Raw genomic sequence first — 15,982 nt, 5'->3', positions numbered from 1 at the left:
AACGCCCACTGCCCAGCCGGAATTATTGCCGGACACGCCGGCACGCTTTCTGTGGCATTACGTGCGCCAGCGGCCCTGGCATTTCAGTGGGTTGTTGTTGTTGATCATCGGCGCCGCCGGCTGCGCGGTGTCGGTGCAGTACGGCATGAAGGTGCTGGTCGATGCGATGGCCACCGATCAACGTAGCCAGGCCAATGTGTGGTTGCCGCTGGGCGTTTTCATCGGCCTGATTGCGGTGGAAAACCTGCTGTGGCGCCTGGGCGGCTGGTTGGGCTGCAGCACTGTTATTGCCAGCGTGGTGGATATCCGGGTGGATCTGTTCCGCCATCTCACCGGGCACCCCATGCGCTATTTCAGCGAGCATTTCGCCGGTGCGCTGGGGAATCGCATCACCGCGCTCGGCAGCGCGGCCGGGCAGATCTACGGCGGGCTGGCGTGGAAGATCGTGCCGCCGATCGTGGATTTCATCGGCGCCATCGTGTTGCTGCTGACCGTGGATTGGCGCATGGCGGCCACGCTGGTCGGCTTCATCGGGATTGTGGCGGCCATCATCACCAGCTTCGGCATCCGCGGCCGCGCCAAGCATCAGCGCTTTGCCGCGCAGGCCGCACGCGTGGGCGGTGAGTTGGTGGATGCGGTCTCGAATGTATGGACGATCAAGGCATTTGCCGCGCGCGATCGCGAAAGCGCCCGGCTGGCAGAACAGATCGGCTATGAAGCCGTCGCGCACCGGCGCAGCTGGATGTATGTGGAAAAGGCCCGGGTTATCCATGACATCTGCCTGTCGTTAATGGCCGGCGGCATGTTGATCTGGGCAATCGGCATGTGGCGTGCCGGCGCGGTGAGCGCAGGCGATGTGGTGCTGGTCAGCGCGCTGACGTTTCGCATCCTGCATGGCTCGCGCGACCTGGCGCTGACGCTGGTAGATACCACCCAGCAGCTGGGCGCGATCGCCGATACCTTGCAGATCATCCTGCAGCCGCATGCGTTGGTGGATGCGGATGCGCCATTGGCGCTGGCCGAAGGCGATGTGCGTTTCGAACATGTGCGCTTTGCCTATCCCGATCGCCCGGCGGTGCTGCACGACTTGAATCTGCATATTTCCTCAGGCCAGAAGGTAGGCATCGTCGGGCCATCCGGCGCCGGCAAATCGACCTTGATTGCGCTGATCCAGCGACTGGACGATGTGGAATCCGGGCGCGTGCTGATCGACGGCCAGGACATCCGCAGTGTGAGCCAGGACAGCCTGCGCGAAAAGATCGCAGTGGTGCCGCAGGAAACCGCGCTGTTCAACCGCAGCATTGCCGACAACATCCGCTATGGCCGGCCGGACGCCAGCGATGCAGATGTACAGGAGGCAGCGCGGCACGCCTTCTGCGATGGATTCATCCGGCAACTGCCGCAAGGCTACGACACCCAGGTTGGCGAGCGCGGGGTGATGTTGTCCGGTGGTCAGCGGCAGCGGCTGGGCATCGCGCGTGCGTTTCTCAAGGACGCACCGATCCTGATCCTGGACGAAGCCACCTCGGCACTGGACACCGAATCGGAGGCGGAAATTCAGGCCGCGCTGGATCATCTGATGCGCGACCGCACCGTACTGGCGGTAGCCCATCGCCTGTCCACGGTGATCGGCTTCGATCGCATCGTGGTACTGCAGGAAGGCCGCGTGGTCGAAGACGGCAATCCTGCACAGCTGCGCGGGCATGGCGGCGTCTTCGATGGGTTGTGGCAGCGGCAGGCGGCTGGATTCGAGCAGGCAGCGCCTGACGAAACGTAAGCATGATGCGGCCTGCGCGCGGCGCCGCATCCGGTGTCGGGACACGCCGTGAATCCGTCCGTGGAGGCTCAGTGGCGGCATCCATGCCGCCACATGGTCCCGCCCCCGGATACGACACCGCGCTTCCACCTTTCGCGACTGCGGATCGGCAGGCAATATCGTCGCTCTTTCTGCAGCACCGACAACATCCGAAGGTGCTTGCACGCGTACCGGCGTGGGACCTTACGCGGCATGGATGCCGCGTAAGAGCCTACATGGACGTACTTGCGGCGTGTCCCACGCCGGTACGCGTGCAAGCGCCCGCAGCAAACCGAAGTGTCCGCGCAAACCGGCAAGCATCGTGCGCGGCGATAGTCAATTAGCGGGGTGCCATCCACCCTTTAAGGCTACTGAGAGGCAAGCAACATCTTCGCTTTTCCGCAGCCACCGACAAAACCTGAAAGGTGCTTGCACGCGTGCCGGCGTGGGACCTTACGCGGCATGGATGCCGCGTAAGAGCCTACATGGACGTACTTGCGGCGTGTCCCACGCCGGTACGCGTGCAAGCGCCCGCAGCAGACCGAAGCCTTCGCGCAAAACCGGCAGGCGTCGTGCACGGCGATAGTCGATGCCTAGTGCCACATCCATTATCGGAACACGCCATGCATGCACACAAGACTGCTATGTACCGGCACCCATGACACCGCAGAGCCAATCAAGCGATAAGGACATCGCACTTCCAACCTACTCATCTGCGAACAGGAAACGAAAAGACAACTGCGCCCACCTGACGATGAGCGCAGTCGTTTTGTTGGCCGCTACAAGAGCGACCAGCAATCAATCGATCAATGTGGCTGGGTCGACTTGGTGCGCAGCGCCTTGGCATGTTCAAGGTGCTGGGCAATGGTTTCGCGGGCACGCTGCAGTTCCTTGCCCAGATCGCTCGACCCCGGCTCGCTGCTCAATTGCGTATCCAGCAGTGCCAGCGCCTGCTCATGGCTGGTCACGCTGGCCTGCAGGTACTGCGTTTCGAATTCCTTGCCGTTCAACCCGTCAAGACGCTTGCGAGTGCCGTCCGCACGTGCGGATGCGGCTTGCGCCAGGGTGCCATTGCGGTCCGGCGCAAAACGGCTGAGGTCGGTCAGCGCAGCGCTATGGGCTTCATCCATCTTGCGTGCGAACTGCAGCGATTCGCCGCCGATGCCTTTCACTACAGCCAGTTGCGCCAGCGTGCGCTCCTGCTCGTTGAAAATGACCAGTGCGCCCAATGCCTGCTTGCGATCGGTGGAGATGTTGGCGTCGGTGCGCAGTGGGTCGCCATGCGGTGGTGTCGCACTCTTGCCGGCAGGTCCGGTCAACGTGGTCTGTTGAATGTCGCGGTCGCTGCTGGTGTCGCTTGCCGCATCGGTCGATTGGCCCTGACGACGCTGCCACGCCTTGTATGCCACATAGCCCACGGCGCCGGCGGTTACCATCTTGAAAAGTCCCATTACTGCCTCCTGAGTGATCGTTGCTTGGCGATCATTGATTGTCGGGTTCGCATCGCGATGTGTGGAATGACTGCAAGCGATTTGACGAGTGATCTCAGGGTGCGATTGCGAGGGTTATCCAGACGTGACTTGCGCATCAACGCGGCGTCGCCAATCGGACGCGTCCACACCATGCGCACGCTGTGTGCTGATGGGCTTAACGATGCTGCACGAACACTGCATGGGTTGCCGCGCATCGACGGCCTTTTCGGGAGATCTCAATGCTTGCCCTCAACTATCACGGCTCACGCGATGTACGGGTTGAAACCGTGCCGGATCCTGTGCTTGTCGAACGCGACGATCTGATCCTGCGCGTCACCGCAACGGCCATCTGCGGCTCGGACCTGCATCTGTATCGCGGCAAGATTCCCGATCTGCGCCATGGCGACATTCTCGGCCATGAATTCATGGGCATCGTCGAAGACGTTGGCCCCGATGTCACTGCAGTCAAACCGGGCGACCGTGTGGTGATTCCGTTCGTGGTCGCCTGCGGGCGCTGCTTCCACTGCGTGCTGCAGGAATTTTCCGCGTGCGAAACCACCAACACCGGCAAGGGCGCGGCATTGAATCATAAGGACATGCGCCCACCGGCGGCCTTGTTCGGCTTCAGCCATCTCTACGGTGGTCTGTCGGGCGGGCAGGCCGAATACGTGCGTGTGCCCAAGGCCAATGTCGGCCCGCTGGTGGTGCCCGATGTCCTGCATGACGAGCAGGTGTTGTTCCTGTCCGACATCTTGCCCACCGGTTATCAAGCCGTGGTCGATGCCGGCGTCAAACAAGGCTCCACCGTGGCCATCTTCGGCGCCGGCCCGGTCGGCCTGATGGCTGCGGCGTGCTGCCGCATGCTGGGCGCCGAACGTATCTTCATGGTCGACCGCCACGCGTATCGGCTCGACTTCGCCTCCAAGGCGTATGGCGTCATCCCGATCAACTTTGACGAGATCGACGACCCGGCCGATGTGATCGTCTCGCAGACCGATGGCCGCGGCGTGGATGCCAGTATCGAAGCGGTGGGCTTCGAGGCCGAAGGCAGCGCGGTGGAAACCGCACTGACCACCTTGAAGCTGGAAGGCAGCAGCGGTGTGGCGATCCGCCAATGCATCGCGGCGACGCGTCGTTGCGGCGTGGTCAGCGTGCCGGGCGTGTATGCCGGCTTCATCCACGCTTTCCTGTTCGGCGATGCCTTCGACAAGGGGCTCACCTTCAAGATGGGCCAGACCCATGTGCAAAAACATATGCCGCAGTTGCTGGAACATATCGGCAACGGCGATCTCAAGCCGAGCGCGATCATTTCGCACCGCATGCCGTTGGCCGACGCAGCGCGTGGCTACGAATTGTTCGACAAGAAGCAGGACGATTGCCGCAAAGTCGTGCTGACGCCGTAACCATTGGCGAACAGGCAAACACAAGCGGCGCAATCGATGCGTGCGCCGCTTGTCTACCTCACTCGTTTGAGATGCAGATCAATCCAGCGGTTTGGCCGGCACGAACGGCGACACCGGATCGCTGGCCGGAAAGGTCTCTTCCAGCGCATCGTCCTGTAGCGCATCCTGCTTTTCTTTCTCGCTGCGCTGATCGTCGTGATCGCTGCTGTGGTCGGGTGTGGACACGGTTTGATTCGAGGTGCTCATCGAGAGTTTCCTGGCTAGGTGGATGCAGACTGCGCCACGCTACGGCGACGCAGCGATGATGCAGGTGAAAGCGGTCTTCGCATCGAGGCGACAAAGGCAACGCATTCCACAAGCCCGCTGCGCGGCGCGCCTGCATCGCATGCGCCGCGGCGTAACCGCCAAGCCATGCAAAGCGAATCGGGGGGCACGGTTCACACCCCGGCACGCCCAGGGTGTATGGTGCAGAGGCGGCCGGAGCCCGGTGTCGCCTTCACTACTATCTGGCCTTCTCCATCAAGAATCTCTGCGAACGCTGCGACGCCGTCTGTTGCCGGCTCACTGTCATGGTCGACTCAACCGACCGCATTCCAAACCATCTGACCACCGTGACGCCGCAAGGCTGGCACGTGATGGCGCGTGACGAGGAAGGTTGGTGCGTGGCCATCGATGCGGCGCGCATGTGTTGCTCGATCTACGACACACGGCCGGCCATCTGCCGCCGTTTCGTCATGTCCGGCCCGTATTGCCGCGACGTGCGTGCCACCTACGACGATCAGCGCCGCCGGGGCATTCCCTTGACGCTCTACAACGCATGAGGATTTGCGATGAATAATTCCCGCCGCCAGTCGATGACCGTGAGCAATCAGCCAGGCAAGCCGCGCTTGTCCGAACAGCGCCTGGCTGCTGATCTGGAAGCGTTTCAGCAGTCCGGTGGCGCGATCGAGCGTCTGGGCGATACGCCTCTGCGTCGTGACAAGAAGCGTGGCGAATCCGACGCTGCACCGGCTGCTGCCGTCGCCGCAAAGCCGGCTGTCAAGAAAAACGACGCAGCTGAAGCGACAGAGACAGCGACAACCGAAGCAAGCGACGCCGAATAAGCGGCGCATCGCAGTGGCAACGCACCTGCGGTGTGGCTGTCGCTGCTGAGTTGGGCGATGGAGAGCGCGCTGCGTGCACACACCGCAGCCGCTGGAAGAACAGCGCCAGCCATCGTCATCTCGACAATGGCCGGTGCCCGGCAGGCAGACCGGCGCCGCCGGCCCGCAGCGCAATTGGCAATTACAGCAACTGCGCGTGCTTGATCACGCCAAGCCCCTGCGCCAGGGACGCCATTTCGTTGGCCAGCGCGATCACGTCGCCGCCGGCTTGCGCGGCACTGGTCATGATGCGCTGATACGCGTCCCAGAAGTCCGGTCCATTGCCATAGGCATCGTGGAACCCTTGCAACTCCAGGACCATGAGATCGGACACTTGCATGTCGGAGCGATCCATTGCGGTCACCTCGTTGGGGAGTCGTCCCCGGCCCGCAGCCTACACGCGTTCACCTTACAAAACAGGGTCGACCGTAAGACGGCGGATTTGAAGCTGAATTGGTTAGAGAGCACGCGCACACCGGCGTGAGTGGTTCGATCTGGCGTGCTGCAACGTGCTGCTGCGTGTAATGACGCGCTTACCAACGCGCACCTTGAATTGCATTGCAACCAACGCTAGTGGATGCATAGGGTGCACAACCCGAGGCAGCGCACGCCTCAGGCTTCGCTACGCACGGCCATCACGCCGCATCCTGCAATCCCTGCTGCAGACATTCCAGCAAGCGGCTCAGCTTGGGCAACAACTGGCGCGCGCGCATCCACACCAGATGCAGCGGCAGGCCTTCGGTATCGCACTGCGGCAGCACTGCGACCAGGCTGCCGCGCTGCAGATGGTGATCGATCAACCAGGTCGGCAGTTGCGCGATGCCCAGCCCGGCCGCCACCGCATCCACCTGCGCTTCTGCATTGCCGAACACCACCCGCGCGTCCATCGCGCGTTGTTCCACCGGTCCTGCGCCATGCCGCAGCAACCACGGGCTACTGCTCCCATCGGCCTTGCCGTACAGCACCGCGTCGTGCGCCAGCAATGCAGCGATGCTGTCGGGGGTGCCACGGTGCGCCAGATACTGCGGCGCGGCGCAGAACACGCGTTTTTCATGGCCCAGGTAACGGTGCCCCAGACTGCTGTGCCACTGATCCGGCCCACCGATGCGCACTGCGATATCGATGCCTTCTTCGGCCATGTCGACGAAGCGATCGGTGAACGAAATGCTTGGCTGCAGGCCGGGATAGCGCTGAAAGAACGGCAGCAACACCGGCAACACCTTGCGCCGGCCGAAGCTTACCGGCAGGTCCAGCCGCAGCCGGCCGGTGGGCGCCTGGCCTTCGGCGCGCAGGACGTGCTCGGCCTCTTCCAGCTCGTCGAGCACCTTGACGCAGACCCGGTAGAACGCCGCGCCGGCATCGGTCAGCGCCAGACGCCGGGTGGTGCGCGCGAACAGGCGCACGCCCAGGCGTGCTTCCAGGCGGGCGATGGCCTTGCCCACTGCCGAGCTGGTCAGGCTGAGCCGCTCGGCGGCGGCGGTGAAGCTGCCGGCATCGGCGGCGCTGACGAAGATGTCGATGCCTTTGACGCGTTCGGAGGGATGCATGACGGCACATTGAAGAACTGAAGTCCGCAATGTACGGAAAATACTCCCGATATACGACTTGGATTCTTTCTTATCATGGCCAGCCCACACTGCGGCGCATGCCATGTCTGCTGTCCGTTCCACCACGTCCACCGCCTCTGCCACCAATGCGCCGGCCACCGCGCGCAGCGGGCTGGCGATCTTCATCCTGGCGTTTGCCGCGTTCGTGATCGTCACCACCGAGTACCTGATCGTCGGGCTGCTGCCCGGCCTTGCGCGCGATATGGAAATTTCCATTTCCGCCGCCGGCCAGCTGGTGACGCTGTTCGCCTTTACCGTGATGCTGTTCGGCCCGCCGCTGACCGCGTGGCTGTCGCATGTGGATCGCAAGCGCCTGTTTATCGCGATCCTGCTGGTGTTTGCGGTCTCAAACGCGGTGGCCGCGCTGGCGCCCAACATCTGGGTGCTGGCCTTGGCGCGTTTTATCCCGGCGCTGGCATTGCCGGTGTTCTGGGGCACCGCCAGCGAGACCGCCGGGCAACTGGCCGGGCCGCGGCACGCCGGGCGCGCGGTATCGCGGGTGTATCTGGGCATTTCGGCGGCGTTGTTGTTTGGTATTCCGCTGGGCACGGTGGCGGCCAACAGCATCGGCTGGCGCGGCGCGTTCTGGATTCTGGCCGCCTTGTCGCTGGCGATGGCCACCGCGCTGGCGGTGTGGATGCCGACGGTGGCCCGCAGCGCACGGGTGAATCTGCGCCAGCAGGCCGGCATCTTCACTGAGCGCTTTTTTCTGGCCAATGTGGCGCTGTCGGTCGTGGTCTTCACCGCCATGTTCACCGCCTACACCTATCTGGCCGACCTGCTGGAACGCAGCGTGGGCGTGCCGGCGGCGAATGTGGGCTGGTGGCTGATGGGCTTTGGCGCGATCGGTCTGATCGGCAATTGGCTCGGCGGCCGGGTGGTGGATCGCTCGCCGCTGCGCGCCACCGCGGTGTTCCTGCTGCTGCTCGCACTTGGCATGGCGTTGTGCGTACCGGTGGCCAAGACCGGGGTGCTGCTCTCTCTGACCCTGGCGGTCTGGGGCATTGCCTATACCGCGCTGTTTCCGATCAGCCAGGTGCGGGTGATGAACTCGGTGACCCATTCGCAGGCGCTGGCCGGCACCACCAATGTGTCGGCGGCCAATGCAGGCATCGGCATCGGCGCGATCATCGGCGGGCTGGTGATTCCGGCCTGGGGCCTGGGCAGCATCGGCTATGTGGCCGCTGCGGCGGCGCTGCTGGGCGTGGTGCTGATTCCGTTGGTGCATCGCGCCCGGCGTTGAGGGAGGGTGTTGCGGGCCAGGCGCATCTGGCCCGCAGCTGTGGTTTCGCTCGATGCGCGTGGCCACGAAAGCGTGCCGAGCCGGATACCGCCGCAGACGGCCCTGTCGTTGGGTGCTGCGCGCTCGGTCTGACGCAACAGTGCGCGCCGAAGTCCCTTGCGCTCCCTCACACCAGGCCGGCTGAATGCCGCCAGGGTCGGCCCTGCCGGCAGGCCCGCAACTGCCGCGCAAAGCGCCGAATGGCGCACATTCCCGTGTAAAATGCGCGGTCTTTGACCGGAAGAATGGCGAAAGTTTCTCCACGGGCGCCCCTCTCGGGCCCGGCGTTCATTCGCCTGCTTGCTCGCCTCAGCGACGTCCACGTTGCCCAGTCCAACCACGCGCTCGCCGACCGGCTGAGCCAGTGGATCGACTGGACGCGCGCGGTGGCGGTGTCCAAGGCGCTGGATGGCAAGCTGCCCGACACCGACGATCTCCCCGAGCCGCGTCCTGCCGATGCCCAGGCCTGCGCACGCGTGCGCGCCGGGTTGGCGACCAGCAGCGTGGCCGATCTGGATGCGCTGGTCGTGCGCCTGCGTGCCGATGCGCGCAACGCCGCCGATCTTGAGGCGCCTGCCCCAATGCCCGACTACGCACCCTTCCGGCAGCACTACCTCGCCATGCAACGCGCGATGCGCACCGCCACCGGCGATCTGCGTGGCCGTCTGCGCGACATGCTGGCATTGGTGTCCAACGAGATGGCGCGGCTGGCCGAAGTGGATGCGGCAATGGAACTCACCCTGAGCCCGCGCGAGCAGAGCTTGTTGAACACCGTGCCGAGCCTGCTCGGTGCGCATTTCGAACGTCTGCGCGATGCCGCGCTCACACCGCATTCGCCAGCCGATAGCGATCCCCCTTCACGCGCCGTCTCCGATGGCTGGCTGGATGTATTTCGCAAAGACATGCAGAGCGTGTTGCTCGCCGAGCTGGATGTTCGTTTTCACCCGATCGAAGGCCTGCTTGCAGCGCTTCGTACCCGCTAACTGGGACCTCATGTTCAGAACTCTTGTCCACCTGTGTGTGTTTCTCGTCGGCCTGTTGGCGGTTTGCTGGGTCGGCATCGGCTATCTCGGCTCCAATCCGCTGGGCGCCTGCATCGCAGCGGTGATCGGCGCCTGTTATGTGGCCGGCGCACTGGAGCTGTACCGCTATCGCCAGGCCAGCGCCACGCTGGATGATGCCGTCGCCGCATTGACCACCGCGCCATCGGCATTGAGCGAGTGGCTGGAGCGTCTGCACCCGAGCCTGCGCAATGCGGTGCGCCTGCGCATCAAGGGCGAGCGCGTGGCGTTGTCCGCACCGGTGCTGACGCCGTATCTGGTCGGCCTGCTGGTGTTGCTGGGCATGCTCGGCACCTTGCTCGGCATGATGGCCACGCTCAAGGGCACCGGCTTCGCATTGCAGAGCGCCACCGACCTGCAGGCCATTCGCGGCTCGCTGGCGGCACCGGTGGAAGGCCTGGCGTTCGCGTTCGGCACCTCGATTGCCGGCGTTGCGACCTCGGCCATGTTGGGGCTGTTGTCGGCACTGTGCCGGCGCGAGCGGCTGCAGGCCGTGCAACGACTGGATCTGAAAATCGCATCCGAACTGCACCCGCATTCGGACGCGCATCAGCGTGGCGAAGTGTTCAAGCTGCAGCAGCAGCAAAGCGCCTTGATGCCGACGCTGATCGATCGGCTGCAGACGCTGATGAGCACCATCGAACAGCAAAGCATCGCCGCCGATGAACGCCTGGCCGCACAGCAGGCCGAGTTCCACGCCAGAAGCGAAGCGGCGTATGCGCGCCTGGCCACGGCGATGGAGCAATCGCTGCAGGCTGGCGTGGCAGAGAGCGCACGCGCAGTAGGCATGGCCTTGCAGCCGGCGATGGAAGCCACCATGGCCAGCATCGCGCGCGACACCGCCGCGCTGCAGGAGCGCGTTACGCACGCCGTACAGCAGCAACTGGATGGCATCACCAGCGGCTTCCAGCACAGTGCCAGCGCAGCGGCCGAGCACTGGACCACGGCCCTGGCCGCACAGGAACGCGCGCAGCACGCGCTCAATGCGCAGCTGCAGACCACGCTGGAACAGATCGCCCAGCAGACCACCGCATTGCAGGAGGGCGTGGGCACGGCCGTGCAGCAGCAATTGCACGGCATCAACGCAGGCTTCCAGGCCGGTGCGCAGAGCGCAGCCGAGCATTGGCAAACCGCATTGGCCGCACAGGAGCGTGCGCAGCAAGCGCTCACCGAGCAGTTGCAGCACACGCTGGAACAGATCGATCAGCGCAGCATCGCTGTGCAGGACGGCGTGACGCAGGCGGTGCAGCAGCAATTGAGCGCACTCAATGACGGGTTTGAACGCAGCAACGCCGCCACTGCAGACAACTGGGCGGCAGTGCTGGCCGAGCAGCAACGCGCAAGCGCAGCGTTGAGCACGCAATTGCACGCCACGCTTGAGCAACTTGCGCAGCAGACCACGGCGCTGCAGGACGGCGTGCAGCAGGCCGTGCAGCAACAACTCGATGGCCTGAGCAGCGGCCTGGAAACCAGCACCGCCGCTGCAGCCGCCACGTGGACTGCGGCAGTGGCCGAACAGCAACGTTCAAATCACGCGCTCACGCAGGAATTGCAGACCACGCTCACGCAGTTCGCCAGCACCTTCGATGCGCGTTCCAGCGCCTTGGTCGATGCGGTGTCCAAGCGCATGGATCAGTCCAGCAACGACACCGCCAGTGCATGGACCGACGCACTGGCACAGCAACAAGACGCCAGCGCGGCATTGGCAAGCCAGCACCAGAATGCACTCGCTGCTGCCACCGCCAGCTTCGATACGCACGCCGCTGCCCTGGTCGGCACCTTGCAGCAATCGCATACCGACCTGCAGGCCGCACTGGAAGCCCGCGACACTCAGCGCCTGGCGCTGTGGAGCGAGCGCTTCGCCGCGATGAGCGCGGACCTGAGCACGCAGTGGGAACGCACCGGCGAGCGCGTGACCCAGCAACAGCAGGCGATCTGCGACACCCTGGCCAGCACCGCCAGCGAGCTGTCCACGCAGGCGCAGGCCCAGGCCAGCGCCACCATTGCCGAAGTGTCGCGCCTGATGCAGATCGCCTCGGAAGCACCCAAGGCGGCCGCCGACGTGGTGGCCGAGCTGCGCCAGAACCTGTCCGAGAGCATGGTGCGCGACACCGCCATGCTGGAAGAACGCAGCAAGCTGCTCGCCACGCTGGACACCTTGCTCAACGCGGTCAATCACGCCTCCACCGAACAACGCGAAGCGGTGGATGCGCTGGTCACCACCTCGGCCGATCTGCTGCAACGCGTGGGCACCCAGCTCACCGAACAGATCGGCAGCGAGACCGGTAAGCTCGGCGCAGTGGCCGCGCATGTCAGCGGCAGCGCGGTGGAAGTGGCCAGCCTGGGCGAGGCCTTCGGCATGGCGGTGCAGTTGTTCAGCGGCTCCACCAGTGCGCTCAACGAGCGCCTGCAACACGTGGCCAGCGCACTGGATGCCTCGCTCGCCCGCAGCGACGATCAACTGGCCTATTACGTGGCGCAGGCGCGCGAGGTGGTCGACCTCAGCATGCTCTCGCAAAAGCAGATCATCGAAGAACTGCGTCAGCTCGATCGCGGTCGCAGCGATACAGGCGATGCCGATAGCAGCCAGGCCACCACGGCATGAGCGATGAGATCGACATCGACGGCGAATCGGGCACACCGATCTGGGCCGCCTTCGGCGACCTGATGTCGGTGCTGCTGGGCGCGTTCGTGCTGATCCTGGTCGGGGTGATCGGTGTGCAATTGCAGCTCTCCAGCCGCCTGGACGAAGAGGTCAAGCAACGTCAGGTCGAAGCGCAGCGTCGCAAGACGCTGGAACAAGCCCTGGCCGCACCGCTGGCGGCCGGCCGCGTGACCCTGGTCGATGGCCGCATCGGCATCCGCGGCAATGTGTTGTTCGCCTTCAATTCCGACCAATTGCAGCCGGAAGGCCGCGAGGTGCTGAAGACGCTGGCCGCACCATTGACGGAGTACCTGGCGGCGCGCGAAGAGATCCTGATGGTCAGCGGCTTTACCGACGACCGCCCGGTGCTGGGTGGCAATCGTCGCTACGCCGACAACTGGGAACTGTCCGCGCAACGCGCGCTCACCGTGACCCGTGCCCTGATCGCCGAAGGCGTGCCGGCTTCGTCAGTGTTCGCTGCGGCGTTCGGCTCGCAACAGCCGGTGGATTCCAATGCCGATGAAACGCGCCGCGCCAGGAACCGGCGTGTGGAGATCGCACCGATTGCGCGTCCTTCCACCTCGCGCGCTTCCGCCACGTCACAGCCAATGCCGGCCGCAACCACGCGATGAGCACGCAGGCGACATCCGCACACGCGCGCCTGGAGCGCTGGCGCGAGCAAGGTGCCGATCAGCTGGATCCGGTGCGTTTCCATCTGATGGAAACACTGGCCGCACGTGCCGGCACGCAGGCCGATGCGGTGCGCGAAGTGCTGGAAGAAAAGCTGCGCAACTTGATCGATGCGTATGCGGCGGCAGTCAAGAAAGCAGCGCGCCGTCGTGCAACTACCGATACCGCGCAGCCGTTGCAACGCAGCGCGCTGGGCGCGTTGGCCGACCAGATGGCAGGCCATGCGGCGTTGATGGAGGTGGACAGCAGAAAGACCGCCACACTCGATACCACGCTGTTTCCCGAGCTGCCGGCGCTGGAGGATTTCCGCCGTACCTGGACCACCGTACGCACCGCCAGCCAGGTACGCCAATCGCTGCAGGAGGCACCCAAGGACGCCGGCCCCCTCAATTCCAGCGTGCTGGTGCATCGCTGCATCAGCCTGATGCGCGAATGCTCACCCGGTTATCTGCAGCACTTCCTCGGCTATGTAGACGCGCTGTCGTGGCTGGAGCAACTGCACAGCGGCGGCGCGTTGGCCAGCGATGACGCCGCACCCGCTGCGCCTGGCAAGAAGCGCAGCAAGCGTCCGTCCACGCGTCGCAGCTAAGAGCGACTCACAAGACGACTGACGACCGCTCGCTACGTTTTGTTAGCCGCTCTAAGAGCAACCGATCGAACCCACGGTCCGTCTCAGAACCGCAACCGCACACCCACCGTCCAGCTGCGCGGCGCGCCGGGATACACCCATTGCTCGCTGTAGGAGAACGCGGCGTAGCGGCGGTCGGTCAGGTTTTCGACCTTGGCATACAGGCGCAGCCGCTCGCTCAGATCGTAGTGACCGACCAGGCGCCACACGGTGTAGGCCGGCAGCACGAAGTCGGTATTGCTATCCACCGACCCCAGCCGCTCGCCGGTGTGCGAGACGCCCACGCCCACCGCCGCACTGCGCTTGCCGGTCAACGGCTGCTCGTAGTTGACGAAGGCATTGCCACTGAAACGCGGCACATTCGGAAAACGTCGTCCCTCGGCCAGTCCGGTACCGGCGGCAGCCTCGCTGCTGCGCGTCACCTGCGAATCGGTGTAAGCCAGGCCCACCGACGCGGCCAGGCGCGGGGTCAGCCGCCCGAGCAGATCCAGCTCCACACCCTGGCTGCGCATCTCGCCCACCGGCAGCGAAAAACTGGTGTCGGCCGGATCCAGGCTCAGCACGTTTTTCTTGTCGATACGGAACGCGGCCAACGTGGCTTCCAGGCCATCGCCGGGCTGCACGTATTTCAGCCCGGTTTCCAGCGAACGGCTTTTCTCCGGTGCAAAACTCTGCCCGTCCGCACCCACGCCACTGTTGGGGCGAAAGCCCGCCGCCACACTTGCATACAGCGACAATGCATCGTCGACATGGAAGATCACGCCCGCACGCGGGCTGACCACCCCATCGGAGGCGCGCTGTGTGGTGCCGCGCAATTGGTTGTCGAGATCCTGCTGATAGTGGTCGTAGCGCAGGCCGAGCAAGGCCTTCCAGCGCGCGCCAAGATCGATCTGGTCCTGCGCATACACGCCCCACACCTGTTGCCTCTCTTCGGTATCGGTGATCGTGGCCAGCCGCCCCGGCTGGGCCACGCCGTACTGCGGTGCGAGCACATCAATGCTGTACGGCGTGGCCGCCGAGCGGGCACGCTGCTGAAAACGGCTGTCGTCGAAGCGATTGCCGTCGACACCGAACAACACGTTGTGGATGACGCTGCCCGCCTGCAAGGTGCCGAGCAGTTCGGCACGCCCGGCGATATCGCGGCCCTGGTAATCGCGGTAGCGACGCTCGCGGCGCAGCGTGCGATCGTCGGCCTGCAGCGTCCACGGCTCGGTGGAAAAACCGCGCATGCCGCTGTCGCGATAGGTCGCCCCGCCCTGCAGCGACCAGGTCTGATTCAAGCCGTGCACCACAAACACCTGGTGACCGGTGGAATGCAGATCGATATCGCCATCGCGCGGCTCGCCCAGAAAACGCGACGCCGGCAGCCGATTGGCATCGCCATCGATGGCGGTGACGCCGCGATCGAACGGCGCATGGATGCGCACGAATTCAAGCTCGTAGGACACCGTGGTATCGGGCGTGGGCATCCATAACAACGAGGGCGCCAGCAAGGTGTTGTCGCTATCGACGGTGTCGCGGAAGCTGCGCTGATCCTTGTGCATCGCATTCAGGCGATAAGCCAGGTTCTCGCCCAGCCGGCCGGTGCTGTCGACCGCAGCGCGATAACTGTCGAAGCGCCCTGCGGACAGATCCACACTGTGCCGCGGCTGGAACAAGGGCTTTTTGGTGACGATATTGACCGCCCCACCCGGCTCGCCGCGCCCGTACAACGCCGAGGCCGGGCCCTTGATCACTTCGATGCTTTGCGTGTTGGCCGCATCGCGCAGGCCGTTGTAACCGCGGCTGGCATTGAAGCCGTTGACCATGTAATCCGAACTGAAATTCGGGTCGCCGGTGAAACCGCGCATCGAGTAGCTATCCCACAGACCGCCCAGGTTATTGGCCTTGGTGATGCCGCTGGCCATCTCCAGCGCACCGGCCAGGTCGTTGACGCCGGCATCCTCCAGCAAGGTCTGATCGAGTACGCGCGCACTGATCGGCAGATCGCGCAGCGGCGCATCGGTCTTGGTGGCGCCAGTGACGCTCAACGCGCGGTACGGCGTGTACTGGCTGCGCACCTGCACCGCATCCAGATCGCGCGCCTGTGGCTCGGCGGCGTCGGCGTCGGCGCAGGCAATGACGCATGCGCAGGCCAGCATGCTGAGCAACGGCACGGTGTGTGGCATGCGTTGGCGCGACGAGAACACGGACATCGGGCAGGACTCCTGAAGGACCCAGGCACGCAATGCCCGGGTCGCAAGTGAAAGAACCAAAGG

Annotated in this window: 14 protein-coding genes; 9 read left to right on the top strand and 5 right to left on the bottom strand. The window is 64.6% G+C overall.

Going from position 1 to position 15,982, the window contains the following annotated elements; genetic code table 11:
- The first annotated feature begins 25 nt into the window (after positions 1 to 25).
- Positions 26 to 1,777 carry an ABC transporter ATP-binding protein gene (locus AC1KVG_RS19030; protein ID WP_481095437.1) on the top strand — a complete coding sequence of 584 codons (1,752 nt, stop codon included), beginning with the start codon at positions 26 to 28 and terminating at the stop codon, positions 1,775 to 1,777.
- Between the two features lie 824 nt (positions 1,778 to 2,601).
- On the opposite strand, the gene AC1KVG_RS19025 is transcribed toward AC1KVG_RS19030, so the two are convergent.
- Positions 2,602 to 3,246, bottom strand: coding sequence for a DUF4142 domain-containing protein (locus AC1KVG_RS19025; RefSeq protein ID WP_481095415.1), 645 nt, complete (start codon positions 3,244 to 3,246; stop codon positions 2,602 to 2,604).
- A 260-nt stretch (positions 3,247 to 3,506) separates the two neighbouring features.
- Between AC1KVG_RS19025 and AC1KVG_RS19020 the strand changes: the two genes are divergently transcribed.
- The gene (locus AC1KVG_RS19020) at positions 3,507 to 4,670 is read left to right on the top strand and encodes a zinc-dependent alcohol dehydrogenase (protein WP_317063395.1); all 1,164 of its coding nucleotides are present in this window, start codon (positions 3,507 to 3,509) and stop codon (positions 4,668 to 4,670) included.
- Positions 4,671 to 4,748: 78 nt separating this feature from the next.
- On the opposite strand, the gene AC1KVG_RS19015 is transcribed toward AC1KVG_RS19020, so the two are convergent.
- Complete coding sequence (locus AC1KVG_RS19015; RefSeq protein ID WP_167387198.1) at positions 4,749 to 4,916, bottom strand: hypothetical protein; 168 nt, start codon at positions 4,914 to 4,916, stop codon at positions 4,749 to 4,751.
- A gap of 323 nt (positions 4,917 to 5,239) precedes the next feature.
- On the opposite strand from AC1KVG_RS19015, the gene AC1KVG_RS19010 reads away from it, so the two are divergent.
- Both AC1KVG_RS19010 and AC1KVG_RS19005 read left to right on the top strand, forming a co-directional pair.
- Positions 5,240 to 5,491, top strand: a complete 252-nt coding sequence (locus AC1KVG_RS19010) for a YkgJ family cysteine cluster protein (protein WP_006449501.1) — start codon at positions 5,240 to 5,242, stop codon at positions 5,489 to 5,491.
- A gap of 9 nt (positions 5,492 to 5,500) precedes the next feature.
- Positions 5,501 to 5,773 carry a hypothetical protein gene (locus tag AC1KVG_RS19005; RefSeq protein WP_317062322.1) on the top strand — a complete coding sequence of 91 codons (273 nt, stop codon included), beginning with the start codon at positions 5,501 to 5,503 and terminating at the stop codon, positions 5,771 to 5,773.
- Positions 5,774 to 5,954: 181 nt separating this feature from the next.
- On the opposite strand, the gene AC1KVG_RS19000 is transcribed toward AC1KVG_RS19005, so the two are convergent.
- Positions 5,955 to 6,167, bottom strand: a complete 213-nt coding sequence (locus AC1KVG_RS19000; protein WP_023905335.1) for a hypothetical protein — start codon at positions 6,165 to 6,167, stop codon at positions 5,955 to 5,957.
- Between the two features lie 280 nt (positions 6,168 to 6,447).
- Positions 6,448 to 7,359: a LysR family transcriptional regulator gene (locus AC1KVG_RS18995; RefSeq protein ID WP_115039631.1), complete on the bottom strand. Its 912-nt coding sequence runs from the start codon at positions 7,357 to 7,359 to the stop codon at positions 6,448 to 6,450.
- A gap of 103 nt (positions 7,360 to 7,462) precedes the next feature.
- On the opposite strand from AC1KVG_RS18995, the gene AC1KVG_RS18990 reads away from it, so the two are divergent.
- From AC1KVG_RS18990 to AC1KVG_RS18970, 5 genes are all read left to right on the top strand, one after another.
- The gene (locus AC1KVG_RS18990) at positions 7,463 to 8,662 is read left to right on the top strand and encodes an MFS transporter (protein ID WP_481095414.1); all 1,200 of its coding nucleotides are present in this window, start codon (positions 7,463 to 7,465) and stop codon (positions 8,660 to 8,662) included.
- 284 nt (positions 8,663 to 8,946) lie between these two features.
- Positions 8,947 to 9,684 carry a DUF3348 domain-containing protein gene (locus AC1KVG_RS18985; RefSeq protein WP_481095413.1) on the top strand — a complete coding sequence of 246 codons (738 nt, stop codon included), beginning with the start codon at positions 8,947 to 8,949 and terminating at the stop codon, positions 9,682 to 9,684.
- 10 nt (positions 9,685 to 9,694) lie between these two features.
- Positions 9,695 to 12,367, top strand: coding sequence for a DUF802 domain-containing protein (locus AC1KVG_RS18980; RefSeq protein WP_481095412.1), 2,673 nt, complete (start codon positions 9,695 to 9,697; stop codon positions 12,365 to 12,367).
- Complete coding sequence (locus AC1KVG_RS18975; RefSeq protein ID WP_481095411.1) at positions 12,364 to 13,038, top strand: OmpA family protein; 675 nt, start codon at positions 12,364 to 12,366, stop codon at positions 13,036 to 13,038. Before AC1KVG_RS18980 ends, AC1KVG_RS18975 begins: the two co-directional genes overlap by 4 nt.
- The gene (locus AC1KVG_RS18970; RefSeq protein ID WP_481095410.1) at positions 13,035 to 13,685 is read left to right on the top strand and encodes a DUF2894 domain-containing protein; all 651 of its coding nucleotides are present in this window, start codon (positions 13,035 to 13,037) and stop codon (positions 13,683 to 13,685) included. Before AC1KVG_RS18975 ends, AC1KVG_RS18970 begins: the two co-directional genes overlap by 4 nt.
- 83 nt (positions 13,686 to 13,768) lie before the next feature.
- On the opposite strand, the gene AC1KVG_RS18965 is transcribed toward AC1KVG_RS18970, so the two are convergent.
- Entirely contained in the window at positions 13,769 to 15,919 is a 2,151-nt protein-coding gene (locus AC1KVG_RS18965) for a TonB-dependent siderophore receptor (protein WP_481095409.1), read from the bottom strand.
- Positions 15,920 to 15,982: the final 63 nt, after the last annotated feature.

Source organism: Xanthomonas sp. NCPPB 3959, assembly GCF_056675575.1.
Note: the sequence above shows the minus strand (reverse complement) of the source record. Positions and strands in the feature narration are given on the sequence as shown.